This window comes from Roseibium sp. QJM3NY_11 (assembly GCF_056173175.1).
In genome coordinates this window covers 4,310,717-4,327,094 of the sequence record NZ_CM149660.1, presented here as the reverse complement: position 1 = coordinate 4,327,094, position 16,378 = coordinate 4,310,717, and the positions used below count along the sequence as shown (strand labels likewise).

13 protein-coding genes are annotated in these 16,378 nt (G+C 60.8%); 7 read left to right on the top strand and 6 right to left on the bottom strand.

Features of this window, described 5'->3' with window-relative positions; genetic code table 11:
* Positions 1 to 13: 13 nt before the first annotated feature.
* The gene (locus AC0VX3_RS19865) at positions 14 to 2,011 is read right to left on the bottom strand and encodes a putative bifunctional diguanylate cyclase/phosphodiesterase (protein ID WP_475521966.1); all 1,998 of its coding nucleotides are present in this window, start codon (positions 2,009 to 2,011) and stop codon (positions 14 to 16) included.
* A 505-nt stretch (positions 2,012 to 2,516) separates the two neighbouring features.
* Here AC0VX3_RS19865 and AC0VX3_RS19860 point away from each other — a divergent pair.
* The 4 genes from AC0VX3_RS19860 to AC0VX3_RS19845 all read left to right on the top strand — a co-directional run bounded on the left by AC0VX3_RS19860 (position 2,517) and on the right by AC0VX3_RS19845 (position 7,699).
* Positions 2,517 to 3,143, top strand: a complete 627-nt coding sequence (locus AC0VX3_RS19860) for a helix-turn-helix transcriptional regulator (RefSeq protein ID WP_342895749.1) — start codon at positions 2,517 to 2,519, stop codon at positions 3,141 to 3,143.
* Between the two features lie 32 nt (positions 3,144 to 3,175).
* Positions 3,176 to 5,059, top strand: coding sequence for an ABC transporter ATP-binding protein (locus AC0VX3_RS19855; protein WP_475521965.1), 1,884 nt, complete (start codon positions 3,176 to 3,178; stop codon positions 5,057 to 5,059).
* A 142-nt stretch (positions 5,060 to 5,201) separates the two neighbouring features.
* Positions 5,202 to 6,722, top strand: coding sequence for a pyruvate kinase (locus AC0VX3_RS19850; RefSeq protein ID WP_475521964.1), 1,521 nt, complete (start codon positions 5,202 to 5,204; stop codon positions 6,720 to 6,722).
* Positions 6,723 to 6,853: 131 nt separating this feature from the next.
* The gene (locus tag AC0VX3_RS19845) at positions 6,854 to 7,699 is read left to right on the top strand and encodes a helix-turn-helix domain-containing protein (RefSeq protein WP_342895752.1); all 846 of its coding nucleotides are present in this window, start codon (positions 6,854 to 6,856) and stop codon (positions 7,697 to 7,699) included.
* 69 nt (positions 7,700 to 7,768) lie between these two features.
* On the opposite strand, the gene AC0VX3_RS19840 is transcribed toward AC0VX3_RS19845, so the two are convergent.
* Positions 7,769 to 9,412 (bottom strand): FMN-binding glutamate synthase family protein, encoded by a 1,644-nt coding sequence (locus AC0VX3_RS19840; protein ID WP_475521963.1) that lies wholly within the window; start codon positions 9,410 to 9,412, stop codon positions 7,769 to 7,771.
* A 71-nt stretch (positions 9,413 to 9,483) separates the two neighbouring features.
* Positions 9,484 to 10,782, bottom strand: coding sequence for a glycosyltransferase (locus AC0VX3_RS19835; RefSeq protein WP_475521962.1), 1,299 nt, complete (start codon positions 10,780 to 10,782; stop codon positions 9,484 to 9,486).
* A 93-nt stretch (positions 10,783 to 10,875) separates the two neighbouring features.
* On the opposite strand from AC0VX3_RS19835, the gene AC0VX3_RS19830 reads away from it, so the two are divergent.
* The 3 genes from AC0VX3_RS19830 (at position 10,876) to AC0VX3_RS19820 (ending at position 14,003) form a co-directional block, all read left to right on the top strand.
* Complete coding sequence (locus tag AC0VX3_RS19830; RefSeq protein ID WP_475521961.1) at positions 10,876 to 11,028, top strand: hypothetical protein; 153 nt, start codon at positions 10,876 to 10,878, stop codon at positions 11,026 to 11,028.
* A 395-nt stretch (positions 11,029 to 11,423) separates the two neighbouring features.
* Positions 11,424 to 13,046: an ankyrin repeat domain-containing protein gene (locus AC0VX3_RS19825; RefSeq protein WP_475521960.1), complete on the top strand. Its 1,623-nt coding sequence runs from the start codon at positions 11,424 to 11,426 to the stop codon at positions 13,044 to 13,046.
* 531 nt (positions 13,047 to 13,577) lie between these two features.
* Positions 13,578 to 14,003: a secondary thiamine-phosphate synthase enzyme YjbQ gene (locus tag AC0VX3_RS19820; RefSeq protein WP_475521959.1), complete on the top strand. Its 426-nt coding sequence runs from the start codon at positions 13,578 to 13,580 to the stop codon at positions 14,001 to 14,003.
* Between the two features lie 178 nt (positions 14,004 to 14,181).
* Here the strand turns inward: AC0VX3_RS19820 and AC0VX3_RS19815 are convergent, their stop codons facing one another.
* From AC0VX3_RS19815 to AC0VX3_RS19805, 3 genes are all read right to left on the bottom strand, one after another.
* Positions 14,182 to 14,934 carry an SDR family NAD(P)-dependent oxidoreductase gene (locus tag AC0VX3_RS19815; protein WP_475521958.1) on the bottom strand — a complete coding sequence of 251 codons (753 nt, stop codon included), beginning with the start codon at positions 14,932 to 14,934 and terminating at the stop codon, positions 14,182 to 14,184.
* Positions 14,935 to 15,025: 91 nt separating this feature from the next.
* A complete protein-coding gene (locus tag AC0VX3_RS19810) occupies positions 15,026 to 15,481 on the bottom strand; it encodes a hypothetical protein (protein WP_475521957.1) in 456 nt (151 codons plus the stop codon).
* 476 nt (positions 15,482 to 15,957) lie between these two features.
* Positions 15,958 to 16,212 (bottom strand): HP1242/YdcH family protein, encoded by a 255-nt coding sequence (locus AC0VX3_RS19805; protein ID WP_342895759.1) that lies wholly within the window; start codon positions 16,210 to 16,212, stop codon positions 15,958 to 15,960.
* Between the last annotated feature and the right edge of the window lie 166 nt (positions 16,213 to 16,378).

The following is a 16,378-nucleotide window of genomic DNA, read 5'->3' as shown; positions in this document are numbered from 1 at the left end:
CGGACGTCGCCGGTCACGCCCTGGAGCGTATCTGGCGGATTGCGGCGTCGGTGTGCGCGAGAGGAAGGCCCGAGACATGTTCGCCCGAGGCGGCTTCTCTCAAGACGGTTTCGAAGGGAAGCGGCAGGCCGAAATGATAACCTTGCACGAACTTGCACTGCATGGCCTCCAGCAGATCCAGTTGGTGCAGTTCCTCAACACCTTCCACCACGCATTGCAACTGCATCGACCGGCACAGGTTGAGGATTGACGTGACAACACCGCTGGCAACCGGGTCCTTGATGCCGGCAACGAAGCTGCGGTCGATCTTGACGCAATCGATCGGCAGCCGGTGCAGATAGCCGAGACTGGAATAGCCGGTGCCGAAATCGTCCAGCGCCAGCTTGACCCCGGCTTCCCGCAGCAAGTGCAGGCAGCCCTCCGCCGTTTCATAACTCCCGATCACGGAGGTTTCGGTGATTTCGAAGGTGATCCTGCGCGGATCGACCTCCTTTTGGCGAATGATATTCAGCAGCTCGGTCACCGTCGCGTCTGAGGTGATGTCCTGGGCTGAAAGGTTGAATGCCAGACTGAGGCCGCCGGGCAGCGCGTTGATCTGATCCACGGCCTTGCAGAACAGCGCGATGGTCATCCGGTGGATCAGGCCGGTACGCTCGGCAATCGGAATGAATTCGTCCGGCGGAACCTTGCCCAGAACGGGACTGGTCCAGCGCGCCAGAGCTTCGAACCCGACGATGACCCGCGCGGGCAAGGATACGACAGGCTGGAAAAAGACCTGAAACTCCCGTGTCAGATCGGCGCTCTGCAACGCGCTTTCAATTGCCCGCTCGGAGCGGATCCGCGCCTCGTGTTCGGAGGAATAGACGGTCGTCGATCCGCGGATCGTGGTCTTCGAATTGTAGAGGGCATAGTCGGAACGATCGAACAGGCCATGGGCGGTTTTACCCGCTTCCGGGTAATAGGCAATGCCGCAGGAAGCTCCCACCGACACCTGCAGGGCGCCGATGCGGTAGGGGTCGCTGATTATCCGGCAGATCTGCTTGCCTGTTTCCGCCGCGTCCTCCAGCGCTCCCATATAAAGAAACCCGAATTCGTCACCGCCGAGCCGGCAGATCTCGACATCTTGCAGATCCATCAGTTTCAGGCGGTTGCCGACTTCGCTCAGAAGCTGGTCGCCGAGCTGATGGCCGTAGGTGTCATTGATCGGCTTGAACCGGTCCAGATCGATCACGCCGACGGCAAAAACCTCGTCTCGGCCTGCAACGTCCCGGATCAGGCCCTCCAGCCGGTTGAAGAAGTAGCGTCTGTTGGGCAGGTCGGTAAGGGCGTCGGTCTCCGCGAGCCGGGCATTTTCAGCGCTCAGTCGCTGGGTTTCCTTTTGCTTGGCGGCCAGCTCCGACTGGGACCTGATCAGCTTGCAGAAACCGTTGTAGGCGGTGAACAGCACCTGGAGAATGACCAGGCAAACCAGGAAAATGTTCAGCGCGATCGCGATATAGACGTCCTGGTTCTGGCTGAGATAGTGGACAAGATACGGTATGGTGACGATGAGCATCACCATCAGGGCGGCTTGCGGCAGATGCATCAGGCAGAAGATGCATCCCATGACGGTGATGGCGATGAAAAGGGCGACATGCCCGCGTTCCGACGGGCCGCCGAACGTGTCGAGACTGAGAGACCAGGTAATATAGATGACGGCGACGATACTGCCGAGAATGACGGTCTGCCGCATTTTCCGGATGGCTTCGTCCGGTCCCGGAGTGTTTGCACCCGCCCGGATCCAGGCCACGAGCCGGAATGTGGTCAGCACCAGAATGGGGGCCAGGATTCCGACGGTCAGATAGGTCGGCGCAACGTCGTAATGGGTATAGGAGACCGCGATGGCGTTGACCATCAGCAGAGCATAGAGGGAAGGGATCTGGGTTTTCAGCTCATTGTACTGCGCCTGCGCGATTTCCGGATGACGGGGATCGATCATCATCCATCTTGCGAAGGCCCGGATCTTTTCCATCATGCTCTCCTGTTCTATTCTTTTCTAGCGGAAAGAATGTAAAAAAATGCTTGTTTGTTGTTTTTTCGGTCGCTTGATATCCGGGGTTCACGCGATATCGAGATAAAAGTCAGTATAAATTCAATCTATGTCACGACTCAAGGTAGAAGTTACTCTTCCTGCAATTGATGTATTGTGCGTGGGACTTGGCATTCCCTTGCAAAACGGATCATGAACTTTTTATGTGGCGCGGAACACACCAGCCGGCTGCGCGGAGCGACTCGATGCCTTCGCGTCAATCATGAAACGGCACGGGTTTTTCCTTGTTCCCTCCGGGTTGTTCAAGGCCTTGCGTATGAATTTGTTGAGTCTTTATTCTAGCAGTTTAAATTCGCGGCCACACTATATTTGTCTTTTGTCTAAAGAGTTAACAGTGCGTCGTTGTCACGTTTACACCCTCACGTCTCTGCCGGAATAAGAAAAGCAGACTATTTTTTAATGAGAAGAATGGGCTATATAGTGAAGCATGGCAGACCGTACGCGAACCCGTCTCTTGAATGCGCTTAAATCCGCAGGCCCGCAAACGGCTGCGGATCTGGCAACCGGGCTCAAGGTGACGACGGTTGCCGTCCGGCAGCATCTTGAAGGTCTGCATCGGGACGGATTGGTGGATTTCGAGGACCTCAAGGGGTCGGTGGGGCGGCCCAAACGGGTCTGGGCCCTGACCCGGGCCGGTCATCAGCAGTTTCCCGACAATCACGCCAATCTGGTGCTGGGTCTGCTGAACGGTCTGGGCGATATTTTCGGCGCCGAGGGGCTGGACAAGCTGATCGCGCACCGGGAAGAGCAAAGCCGCACCGCCTACATGGCTGCCGTGGCCGGCGCCGAGGATCTGCCCGGCAGGCTGGATGTCCTTGCGCACTTGCGCAATCAGGAAGGATACATGGCGGAAGTGGTGGCGGATGAAAGCGGATATCTGCTGATCGAAAACCACTGTTCGATCTGCGCCGCCGCGACCGCGTGTCAGGGGTTCTGCCGGTCCGAACTCAAGCTCTTCAAGGACGTCCTGGGGTCTGAAGTCTCGGTCGAACGCACGGAACACCAGTTGTCGGGAGACCGGCGCTGTGTCTACAGGATCGAACCGCACGCCTGACGCGAAGTGGCTGGCCGGACGAGGAGTATCGGGTGACTGTCAATAAACCGCTCCTGGCAGGGATTGTCGAGCGCTATTTTCGCCCCTTTGAAACGCATATCAGACCGCTCGACCTCCCGGTAACACCGCTGCCGGACAAGGGACCGCTGCACCTCGTCTGGCATTTCGCGAAACTGTTCCGGTGGCAGCTTGCGATCGTCAGCGTGCTTGCGATGATTTCCTCCGGTCTCGGTCTGGCGGGGATCTGGGCCATCGCGTATGTGGTTGACGGCGTCACCGAGGCCGGGGCCGCGTCGTTTCTGCGCGGCAATGTCTGGCTGCTGGCCGGGTTCTTCGGTCTGTTCGTCATCATCGACCCGCTCGCCTTTCTGCTGCGCCAGACCTACGCCTTCCAGACGGTCCGGATCCTGCTGCCCGCCGCCATGCGCTGGCAGGCGCACAAGGCGGTGGAAACCCAGGACCTTTCGTTCTTCGAGGACACGTTCGCCGGTCAGGTCGCGTCCCGGATCGCGCAGGTCACCATGTCGGTGCATCGTCAGATGATGCTGGCCATCGAAACCGTTCCCTTTCTGGCGATCCAGTTCGGCGGTTCCTTCCTTCTGCTTCTGGCCCTCGCCTGGCCGTTGGCGATCCCGGTGTTCGTCTGGATCGGTGCCAACATCCTGGTGGCCTGGGCAGCCATTCCGACCTACATGCAGCGCGCGGCGAAGGTCGCTGCGGCCAACTCGCGCGCAACCGGCGCCATGACGGACGTTTATTCCAACATTGCCATGGTGAAACTGTTCGCGGCCGAGGATTCGGAGGCCGGTGCCATCCGCAAGGTCATCGGCGAGACCATCGACACCCGCCACAGCGAGAACCGCTCCTACATCCTGACGGACAGCAGCGTCTATTTTCTCAATGTCCTGATGATCCTGGGGGTGGTGTCCATCGGCTTCTGGGGCCTGACGGAAGGCTGGGTTTCGATCGGTGATTTTGTCGCCGGGCTGACGGTGACCCGCGCGCTCTCGCATGCCTCGTCGAGTTTCATCGGTGTCGGGCAGGCCATTACCAGCACGCTCGGCACCATCCGCGACGCCATGCCGATCATGACCAGCCGCCCGGAAATCACCGACCGCCCCGGGGCCGGGCAGCTCAGTGTGGCCAGGGGAGAGATCCGCTTCGAGAAGGTCACATTCGCTTACGGCGAGGACAGGAAACCTGTCCTGGAAGACTTCAATCTCACTATCAGTGCCGGCGAGAGGGTTGGCCTGGTCGGGCTGTCCGGCGCGGGCAAATCGACGGTGATATCGCTGCTGATGCGCCTCAGGGACGTGTCGGCCGGCCGCATCACGATCGACGGACAGGACGTCCGGGAGGTCACCCAGGCGTCGCTGCGCAGCCGGATCGGCGTCGTGACCCAGGACATTTCGCTGCTGAACCGGTCCATTCGCGACAACATCCGCTACGGCCGCCCGGATGCGGGCGACGATGAAATCCTCGAAATCGCCCGCGCGGCCGAAGCCCTTGATTTCATCATGGAGCAGAAGGACAGCAAGGGCCGCACCGGACTGGACGCACATGTGGGCGATCGGGGTGTGAAGCTCTCCGGCGGCCAGCGGCAGCGCATCACGATAGCCCGTGTGCTCCTGAAGGACGCGCCGGTGCTGATCCTGGACGAAGCGACGTCCGCGCTCGACAGCGAGGCGGAGCTTGCCATCCAGCAGAACCTTTCCCGGATGATGGACGGACGCACGACCCTGGCAGTCGCCCACAGGCTGTCGACGATCGCGGCGCTGGACCGGCTTGTGGTGATGGACAGGGGCCGGATCGTCGAGGCGGGATCTCACCGGGAGCTGCTGGCCGCGGGCGGGCTCTACGCGGCTCTCTGGGAACGCCAGTCTGGCGGTTTTCTGGCGCTCAATGCGGCCGAGTGAGGCCCTTTCGACGCGGTCGAACAGAGCCCGGATTGACCAGCGTCATATGCGTGAAGAACGGCTGATCTTAGAGTGAGTGCGTCCAGCCGGACCGGCGTCTGCAGACCGGCTGCGAAAAACGCGCGTGAATCGGAGACTTCGGATGAACCTGCACGGCGAGGGCGGTGGCGACAGCGGACCCCACGGGACGGATGGCATGCCTCATGGCACCGGGGATCTGGAAGCGCTTTTCCGTGACGTGGCGACCCTGAAAAGGGATGTGGAAACGGAGGCGGACCTGCTCTTAAAGGACTACGGGGTCTCCGATCCGGGCCCGGAGATCGTCAACCTGGCTCACTATGTCTGCCTGCGTCGCCGGGATATCCGGTCCCTGCAGCGCCATTTGATGCGTGTTGGCCTGTCTTCCATGGGTCGGCTGGAAAGCCGGGTGGTGCCGACGCTCGACGCGGTCCTGGCGGCGCTGTCCGCCATGACGAGCCGGAAGCAGCTCGCAACGTTCCGCACGGATCACGCGTTTTTTGCCGGCGAGCGCAGGCTTGAGGAGGCCGCCGCCGTTCTGTTCGGCCCGAAACCGGAGACCCGCAGGGGCCGGATCATGGTCACCTTTCCGGCCGAAGCCGCGCAAGACGCAGAATTCGTGCGCGACCTCGTGCGCAAGGGCATGAATGTTGCCCGGATCAACTGCGCACATGACGATCCCGATACCTGGCGGAAAATGGCCGGCCATGTGCGGGCCGCCGCAAAGAAGGAGGGGCGGGATGTGCGCATCCTGATGGACATCGCGGGCCCGAAGATCCGGACCGAGTCGGTCTTCCGTCTCAGGAAACCGTCCCGGCTGCGGCAAGGCGACCGCTTTTGCCTGGTGCTGGAGCCCGCGCCTGGACCGAAGCCGGACACGAATGTCAGCGCAAGCGTATCGCTGCCGCAGATGGTTGAGCGGCTGCAGGCCGGCGACCGGGTGCTTTATGACGACAGCAAGCTGGAGAGTGTGGTCGAAACGGTAGCCGACGGCACCGCGACCGTGCGGGTGACACGATGCGCCGCCGATGGCGTGAAGATAAAGCCCGGGAAAGGCCTCAATCTTCCCGATACGGCTCTGGGCGTGTGCCCGCTGACTTCAAAGGACAGGACCGACCTGGAAACCGTCATCGAACTCGCCGACATGGTCGGATATTCTTTCGTCAGCCGCCCGGAGGATATCGACCTCCTCGAAGACGCGCTCGAAGACATTGGCGCCGGGCACCGGCAGCTGGGCGTTGTCGCCAAGATCGAACGGCCGGAAGCGGTCCGGAGCCTCCCGGCCCTGAACGCCCGTGCCAGCGGCAAGCGCCCCCTGGCGATCATGATCGCGCGCGGGGATCTGGCTTCCGAGATCGGCTTCGAGCGGCTTGCGGAAATGCAGGAGGAAATCCTGTGGCTGTGCGAGGCCGCCTCGACACCGGTGATCTGGGCAACCCAGGTGCTCGAAAGCCTGGTGAAGTTCGGCAGCCCCTCGCGCGGGGACATGACCGACGCGGCGATGGCCGCACGCGCCGAATGTGTGATGCTGAACAAGGGCCCGGCGGTCGGTGAGGCGGTTGAACTGCTCGACCGCCTGGTCGCACGCATGGAAGGCCACATGATGAAGAAGACCCCGACCCTTCGTGCGCTGCATTCCTGGTAACCCTGCCTGGTAACCTGGCCTGGTACTCCGGCCTGGTATTCCGGCCTGGCAATCCGGCGGAGCGCTTCCGCGGAACTGAATATCGTCCGCAACATGTTGATTTTCCGAAATCCGGCTGACAATACTCACGCATGGACAAGAGAGACCGCGCCGTTCTGTTCCGCGAGCGCCTGTCTGACGCTTTGCGCAGCCGGGAGATGAACCGAAGCGACCTGGCCCGGGGGGCGGGTCTGGACCGTTCGACCGTATCCCAGCTGTTGTCGGAAGATGCGCCGCGGCTGCCGAACGGTCAGGCGCTGGCGGCAATCGCGACCGCCTTGAACGTGTCCTCGGACTGGCTGCTGGGTCTGTCGACCCACCGTGGTGCGGCGGCTGAGATCCTCGACCAGGCGGTCCAGGTGGCCGAGACCGACCGGCATCCGGTGGATGAGCACCTGCTTGCCTGGTATCGGGACGCGGTCGGGGTGAAGATCCGCCATGTGCCGGCCAACCTGCCGGATGTCCTGAAGACCGAAAGCGTGCTGGCGTATGAATACGCCGGGCAAACCCTGCGCACCGCGGGGCAGGCGATCACCGGAACGCGGGACCAGCGGGCCCTGCTGCACCGGGCCGAATCGGACATGGAAATCGCGCTCTCGAAGGAAGCGCTGGAAGGGTTCGCGCGCGGCGAGGGGCTCTGGGCAGGCTTGCCGGTTGAGGCGCGCCGGCAGCAGCTGGAGGTGATGGGCCATACATTGAGCGACCTCTATCCCTCGCTCCGCCTGCATCTGTTCGGCGCCACCGACCGGTTTTCGGCGCCCTTCACCGTGTTCGGCCAGAAATGGGCGGCGCTCTATCTGGGTCAGCGCTACCTTGCGTTCTCCAACACCCGCCACGTGCAATTGTTCTCCGGTCACTTCGACGACCTCGTCCGCCATGCGGTGATCCGCTCGCACGAAGCCGGAGATTTCGCGGTCGATCTGAGCCGGAAGATCTGAACATTGCCGCCGTCCGTTGCCGTTTCCGGTTCCGGAAAAGAGGCTGCTCCCGCCGCCAACGCTTTGCCGTCAATGCGCGCCCTGATGATGGGTCGATTTGGCGGCGGCGACGGTTTTTACCGGGTTGAAACTGTCGGCTTCGGCCATGTCCCAGTAGGTGGAAAAGCCCGGGATGTTGTGCGACTTGTCGAGCAGCGCACCATGCCTGAGCCAGGTGAGCGCAACGCTGGCCGGCATGATCTCGCGCAGACCCTCGTGCAGGTAGAAGTGTTCCGGCTTGAATTCATTGGGGTGATCGAGACCGGCGGCCGCGGTGAAGTCGACCAGGGCTTTCAGGGTGTTGTGATGAAAATTCGCCACCCGCTCCGCCTTGTCCGGCACCACCAGCGCCTTCTGGCGGAGCGGGTCCTGGGTGGCGACGCCCGTCGGGCAGCGGTTGGTGTGGCAACTCTGCGACTGGATGCAGCCGACGGCGAACATGAAACCGCGTGCGGCATTGACCCAGTCCGCCCCCAGCGCCATCGCCCCGGCAAGGTCGAACGCGCTGATCAGCTTGCCGCTGGCGCCGATCCTGATGTCCTGGCGCAGTCCGGTGCCGACCAGGCAATTGTGCACGAAGGTCAGACCCTGGCGCAGCGGCGTCCCCAGGCGGTTGGCGAATTCCAGGGGGGCCGCGCCGGTGCCGCCTTCCGCGCCGTCGACAACGATGAAGTCGGGTTTGATTCCGGTTTTCAGCATGGCCTTGACGATGGCCATGAATTCCCAGCGATGGCCGATGCACAGCTTGAAGCCGATCGGCTTTCCACCTGAAAGCTCGCGCAGTCTGGCAATGAATTCCAGCAGTTCGACCGGTGTCGAGAACGCGGAGTGGGACGCGGGCGAAACGCATTCCTTGCCGACGGGAATGCCCCGGGCCTCGGCGATTTCCGCCGTCACCTTTGGGCCCGGCAACACGCCGCCATGACCGGGCTTGGCCCCCTGGCTCATCTTGATCTCGATCATCTTGATCTGCGGATCGACAGCCTGCTTCCGGAATTTCTCCGCATCGAAGCCGCCGTCGTCGGCCCGGCACCCGAAATAGCCGCTGCCCAGTTCCCAGACGAGATCGCCGCCGCCCTCGCGGTGGTAGCGCGAGACGCTGCCTTCTCCGGTATCGTGATAGAAATTCCCGGCCTTTGCGCCCTTGTTGAGCGCCAGAATGGCGTTGCCCGACAGGGAGCCGAAGCTCATCGCGGAAATGTTGTAGAGCGACGCGGAATAGGGCTGCGCGCAATCCGGTCCGCCGATGGACACGCGCATGTCGTCCTGCCCATGCGGTTTCGGACAGATCGAATGGTTCACCCAGCCATAGGAGCTGTCATAGACATCGAGTTCCGTGCCGAAGGGCAGCACGTCCTCGACGTTCTTGGCCCGGTCATAAACCATGGACCGGCGTTCCCGCGAAAACGGCCGGCCGTCCTGGTTGCTCTCGAAGAAATATTGTCTGAGTTCAGGCCGCACCGCCTCGAACAGGAACCGGAAATGACCGGACAGAGGATAGTTGCGCAGAACGGCATGCCGGGTCTGAAACAAGTCGCGGCAGCCAAGGCCGGAGAGCGCGGCGAGTACCAGGAACGGCCAGAAAAAATACCCGCTCACTGAGACCATGAGCACCAGGGTGACGAATGTCAGAAACAGGCATGAGCCTAGGACGGCGTAGCGGGCTGGAAACACGGGACCGGGACTCCTTTTCGGGCGGGCTGTCTACTTGTGTCAGGACGGGGCCGAAAAGGAAAGAGTTGTTCCTAGTGAGAGACTTGCCGCGTCTCCAGCAACTCGGCCAGTCGTGACGCAGTCCCTGTGGCGCCCGGTTCACCTGCCATGATCGCCGCCGCGCGTTCCGCTCCTTCCCTGAAGGCGGGGCTGTCGAGATCTCCGAGAGCTTGCCTGAGCGTTTCGGGTGACAACGCGCTTTGCCGGATCGGCTTGGGTCCGGCGCCGATCTTGTGAACCTGTTTCCCCCAGAAGGGCTGATCCGCGAAGACCGGGCATACGAGCGACGGCTTGCCCCAGCGGATCGCCTCATGCGTCGTGCCCGCCCCGCCATGGTGAACGATGGCCGCGCACCGGGGAAAGAGCCAGCTGTGGGGTGCCTTCTCCAGAAGGAAAACGCGCCCGGCCAGATCTGCGGGCAGATCCATGGGTGAAAGCCCGCCCCATCCCGTGGCAAGGATCGCCCGCCGGCCGCTGGTTCGAAGTGCCTCCAGAACGGTGGCCGTCAGCGTCTCCGGATGCCGGCTCGGCATGGAGCCGAAGCCGAGATAGACGGGCGCAGGACCCGCCTCCAGAAAGGCGGCAAGCTCCGGTGGCGGCCGGTAGCCGGCCTCGGGCTCGCTCAACCAGTAGCCGCAGGCCCAGGCGTGCGCCGGCCAGTCCGCAGGTGTCGGCACGAGGGCGCGGGAAAAAGCCTGCAGCGACAGGGGCACGTTTCCGTCAGGCATGTGGCCGTCGATCAGATCGCCGCGCATTGCGCATTCTGCGTCGGCCTCTGCCTTCACCGGCTTGAGCAAGGGACGAAGCCCGGCCTCCATCAGGAAACGGCCTGCGCGATAGCTCCAGCGGTTGAGACCGCGGCCCAGATCCGGCAGGCCGAACAGAGGGATCGGGAAATCGCCCGTCGGCGCGGTCACCGGCTGCAGGGCCGTTGGCAGGGCCGGGACGTTCAGCCTGCGGCCGACCAGGGTCATCACGCAGGCTTTCAGGTTGAACAGAATGAGGTCGGGGCGTTCCTCCAGGCCGGTTTGCCAGAGCTGCCGGGAGATCTCCTTTTGCAGGTCGATATTCTGCCGGGCGGCCCTGATCTTGCCCTTGAAAGTGAACAGCGCCGCCTGCACCTCCGGGCTTTGCAGAAGCGTCTGATAGTTGATCGGCACCGGCCGGGACCGGGCGCCGGCAGCTTCGATCATGTCGTCGAAACCTTCGCCGGTCACCAGGGTAACCTCGGCACCTTGCGCGGTGAGCGCCCTTGCCAGGGCGACATAAGGCTGGACATCGCCCCGTGTGCCCAGGCTCGCAATCAGGATTTTCTTGCGGGACAAGGACATACAGTGCTCTTTTGTTGCTATCCGCCGGTCCGGTTGACATGGAGGGCCGAGGCCGCAATTGCAACCCGCCTGGACCAGTCGGCGGAATTCGAAATGCCGGAGGAAGGCCCCCTGATGCTGACCAGTTTCACCCTCCGCACGAACGGGCAGGGGCTTTACGAATTCACGAACCAGGTGGCGGACTGGCTTGCGCAGTCGCATGGTTCTGACGGCCTGCTCACGCTGTTCGTGCGTCATACATCTTGATTTGCAGTAGTCTTCTCCGTCTTTCCGATTATTCCGGATGATTGAGCATCAACAGGCACATGCTCGAAGGAGTTGGAGCGTGTCGCGTCACAATGAACCCAATTGATGTGCCAGGCCCTAATCCAACTTCAACGAACAGAGACCAGCTTGTCGAGGTTGGCAATAATGGGATGGTGGATTTTGACGTCAAAGACATGAACGTGATTTTAGCTCGACTCTCAGCTTCATCGGCATGTCTACAAAGATGAAATGATCATATTCGTAAGTCGGGTGGAGTAAGATCAAAGCGACTTGTGGCAATTGTTTTTTAAATATCGTATAAATTAAATTATCTAGAAATGGATTTTACAATTTTTGAATGTTAATTGCGGGTATAATTTGGATAGGTAGAATTTATGTTGATTAAAAAGAGCCTGGCAACTTTATCAATATTTTTTTTTACTCTCATCTTTGGGCAGCTCTCCGCGGTGTCAATTTCGTTTGCTGATGCCTTGGGTAAGCATGCCGTGTGGGATGCACGGGAGACCGTCCGCTCGCAAGGCGGGTCGGAAATTCGTATTCATACTTATGCGAACTTTGGCGACCTGCGGGCAGTCGGGCGGGAACTAGCTCGTGGCGTGTCAGTCGACATTACCGACGCCGGCGGCAATACCACGTTGATCCATGCGGCGTCCGGCGGGCGTCTTTCAATTGTAAAGCTTCTGCTTGCTCATGGGGCGCAGATCGACCACCAGAATCGCATGGGGCTCACCGCACAGCAAGCCTCGATTATCCGGAAACATGACGAGACACCTCTTTACCTGATCCGGCAGGGGGCAGACGTGAATGTGGGGTTGGGGAGCAGTCTCCCGATAATTTCGCCTATCAGTGCCGGGAAACCGGAAATTTTGCGCGCTTTGCTGGATGCTGGAAGCCGCATTGGTGTAGCGAACGATGAAGGGCTATCTATATGGCAACTGCTCGGTCACCCAAATCTGGTGAAGTTATACGGCAGGATTAGGGTAGCTGACCTTTCGGCAATCATCCAAGAAGCGCAGGCGGAGCGCTCCAGAAGGGACAAAATTTTCGATGAAGAAAAACTCGTAGTCACAATCGAAGAGAATGGGATCTGCGAAGTTTTTAAAGGAGCGGTCAAGATCGATTCGGAGTCTTGTTCGCTGGAAGCGCGCGCCAACGCTTTCGAATTCATAGTTAAAACTTATATTTGGCCGTCGGGCGCAAAAACAGTGATTGAATTTATTGAAACCTTTGCCGAAAGAATCAACGGGCAGCCTGTCACCAGCGTCCAGGTAAAAGGCAGGGACTGCTACCTAAATAACACGACCGGCAATACGTTCTGCTATGTCTCGGAAAAGTCAGCTAAATTAGAGGTCTTGCAGAAGAAAGGTCGTCGGAATGCAGATCCAGTGATTTTGCAAGGCACTTGTCAGCAATGGAAGGTAGAGGAACTGGTACTTTCTTACGAATGTACAGGTGAGCTGGCGCCTGACTGCGGAAATTTCGGTGGGCCATGTTTCATCACTTATTCCGGCGAGTTCATCGTCGACGTTACGGTCGGCTGGAACGGTCCCAGATTTCCGATAGCGATTGAAAGACCAAATGCTGATGACTTTGATGATGCGGCCTTGGCGGTCCGGGAGGGGAATGACTGCGTCAAGAACATGCGTACCGGATCCGTTTTCTGCTTTCTGGAAGTTGCGCTGTCAGACAAGCCGCCTGCCAGCACCAAATCTGCCACGCAAGATCGCCCGAAAAACGATGGAACGCCGAAGCCAATGAAACAAGCCGTGTCCACAGCGGATGAATGTAACGTTCCCAATAAGACCGGACAGACGTACGGACTGAATGCTCAGAACTATGTCGAGGAGATCCAGAGCTTGTTGAAGGGCCCCAAAGGGAGTCGCGGCGAGGAATTGCTTTGCCTTTTCATTGCTGAAATTTACGGTTTTCCGAAACAGTGTGTCAGCCGCGCGACACGCTTGGAGGCCGATCGCCTGTTTGCAAAGATGGGTTGCTAAATACAGATATTGGGCCTTGGGGACGCTGCTCGAATATTGACTCGGCGCGCTATCGACAGTTGAAGGCGCTGTTCGATAGCAAGGCGACATCCGGCAAGCTTTCGGAGAAGCACGGTCATTCTTGCCAGGAAAACCGAGGAGCAGTCAGGGAATACGCGTGCTCGGCAGTGTTGCGAGGTGGGGCAATGTCTTGGTCAAGCTCGTCTGCCATTGTTCAGGCATGTACAAAAGGATCTATGTCCATCCCTGCAAAACAGCTCCCAGCGCCATAGCCGGCAACGACCGCTATCTGACGCTCGCAAAAACAACGTCCGCCCGAGGTGCCTCCGCTTACGGGCGTAGACACCATGAGCCGGTCGCAACCGGTTTCCGGTGCCGTCGCCCTGATACAGACCCTGGTCGAAGGTGCGACCTGGCCCTGGGGACGGAGATGTGTTTTCGCTTGCCGGATGAAATGGCTCTCTTCCATTTCAGATGGTATTGGGAGAATAGTTGGCGGTGCCGAATTTGCGTCAGTTCCCGGGGCATTAAATGCAGACCAGTTTCACGCTCCGCACGCAAGGTGCAGGGCTTTACGAATTCACGAACCAGGTGGCGGACTGGCTTGCGCAGTCGCATGGTTCTGACGGCCTGCTCACGCTGTTCGTGCGTCACACCTCCTGCTCGCTGCTCATCCAGGAGAACGCCGATCCGGACGTGCAGCGCGATCTGAAGGCCTTTTTCGAACGGCTCGCGCCGCCGGCGGATCATCCGGCCATGTCCTATCTGGTCCACACCCTGGAAGGCCCGGACGACATGCCCGCCCATATCAAGGCGGCGCTTCTGCCTGTCTCCCTGTCCATTCCGGTCGAGGCGAGCCGGATGGTGCTGGGCACCTGGCAAGGGATCTATCTGTTCGAGCACAGGACCCGCCCGCACCAGCGTCAGGTGGCGGCGCATTTTCTGACCGGTCGTTGATTCCTGCCCTGGCAGTCCGCACTGAAAACAAAGAGGAATCGCGAAAACTTGTGACGATTGTCACATGGGTCAGCATCGGCCCGGTATCGGCCCGGTATCGGTCTGACAGCCTGACAGCCTGACAGCCTTGCTTCGGCAAAGCTGCGGGCGAGCCGGTGTTCCTCAGCCCCTCAGCCCCTCAGCCCCGCAGAGCCGGCAGGCCGACGCCGGTGCTCTCGAAACCGCCGTCCGACGCGATGGTCTGGCCGGTGACGTAGCTGGCCCGGTCCGAACACAGGAACGCGATGACCTCGGCGATCTCCTGCTCGCTGCCGTACCGGTTGAGCGGAATCGCATCGTGGTAGGCGTCGATGATCTCCTGGCTGTGTACCGCCATGGCGAGCTTGGTGCGCACCGGTCCGGGGCAGACGCAATTGGCGCGGATACCGTATTCGCCGAGTTCGGCGGCCTGCTGCCTGGTCAACTGTATGACAGCCGCCTTGGATGTGCCGTAGGCGACCCTGAGGGTCGAGGCCCGCAGGCCCGAGATGGACGCGATGTTGACGATCGCTCCGCGGGTGTCCTTCAGTGCCGGGATGGTTGCCTGCGACACGAGAAAGACCCCGTCCAGATTGGTCTCCATCACCCGGCGCCACATGGAAAAATCGCACTGTTCGATCGGTCCGAATTCGGCGACCCCGGCGTTGTTCACCAAGGCATCGAGCCGGCCGAACCGTTCCAGGATCGCCGGGACGGTCGCATCGACCTGTGCCGCGATCGAGACATCACAGACAAAGGGCGCGGCGCCGTTCAGGTCCCTGGCGGCGACGGCGAGTTCATCGCTGTCCCGGTCCAGCATGGCGACCTGCCAGCCCCGTTCGAGCATGAGCCTTGCCGTGGCGAGACCGATGCCCCTAGCGGCACCGGTGATGAGAACGGTCTTCTGGGTCATGTCGCGGATATCCGTTGAATGGGGGAGGCTGAAACTATGCCGACCGGCTGCTGAAGCCGGTCGAATCGATCGGAAAGGCGTGCCTGGCCTGTCAGCGCATCGAGACGCAGATCCGGATCGCGCCTGCATTGTCCCAAAGGGCAATGTCCTTGTCGTTGATCCGGAATGCGTAGACGCCCGCAGGGTCACGCGAATTCACGGCAAGCGCGGCGAATTCGGCGAAGGGAACGATTCGGCCCGCCTGGTCGCGCACCAGCATCTCGCCGAACGCGTAGGACTGGTCGAATTTGTAACCGAAGAGCGGGCCGAGTTTTTTGGCCGCCTGTCCGGAATAGCCGCGCGGACCGACCGGCGCGGCCTGGCCGGCAATGACGCTCCACGTGCCGGAATAGCCGACCTTGCGGATCTTGCCGGTGGGCAGGGACAGTTGCTGCCAGCCTTTGCGGGACTGAACGTCGACGCAGTGATCCGCCGCGACGGCGGCGGCCGGGAAAAGGCCTGTCAGAAACAGCCAGGGCGATAACAACACGGTGGGGGCAAGTCTCATGGGCTGATCCGGAAGGTGATTTGATGCCCTTAAGGAGATGGCAGTGGTCCGGTCGTGTCAAGACGGCAAGTCCAGACGCCCAGCCGTCATGCCAGTTCTCATGCCAGTCACCACACCGGTTATCAGGGCAAGTCAGGCGGACAGGTCATGTGGCCGGAGCTGCCGGCGGTCACGGATCACACCAGCTTCACGCAGGCTTGCCTTGCAAGTCTCGACTGGCGGACCCACATCGTAAGGTGAACGATGAGGGTCGTTCCTCCCCAGACTGGCGCCGTGCTTCGCAGAAGCTGCGGCGCCTTCTTTTTTATCAGGACGGTGTTGTTGTAGGATCGCCGGGTGACCGGCACGCCCCGATCGGGACGCGCCTGTCCACGTCACGCCCGCCACGTCAGCATCAATGCCGTGAAAGGGCGTGGTGGCCCGCGCCGTCGGACGGGGACGGCGCGGGCTCTAACACCGGCCTGAAAAGGAGGGGCTCAGGTCGCGGTGTTAGCCGCAGCCGCCAGCAAGGCAGCAATCTGATCTTTCAGGTGAAGCCTTTTCTTTTTCAGCTCCTCCAGAGCGTCATCGGATGCGGGTTCCAGATCCGTTTCGATCCGGTGCACTTCCCGGTTGATGGTGTGATATTCATCGGACAGACGCGCGAAATGGGCGTCGCTGGTTTTCAGGGTGTGCAGCGCTTCCGCCGCTTCCGGGAATTCTTCGTGAAGTTCGTGTGGCACGTGGCTCATTCTTGCCTCCTTGTGAGATGCACAACGTGCCGCCAACCGGCTGCGCCGACCTTGAGACAGATCAATCGGCAGCGCATTTGCGGTGGCTGAAATCGGTCGGGGCCGATCGATCTGGCTCGAATCCGCAAATGACGGCAAGCCGCCCCTGCGGCAGGCCATCCCTGAG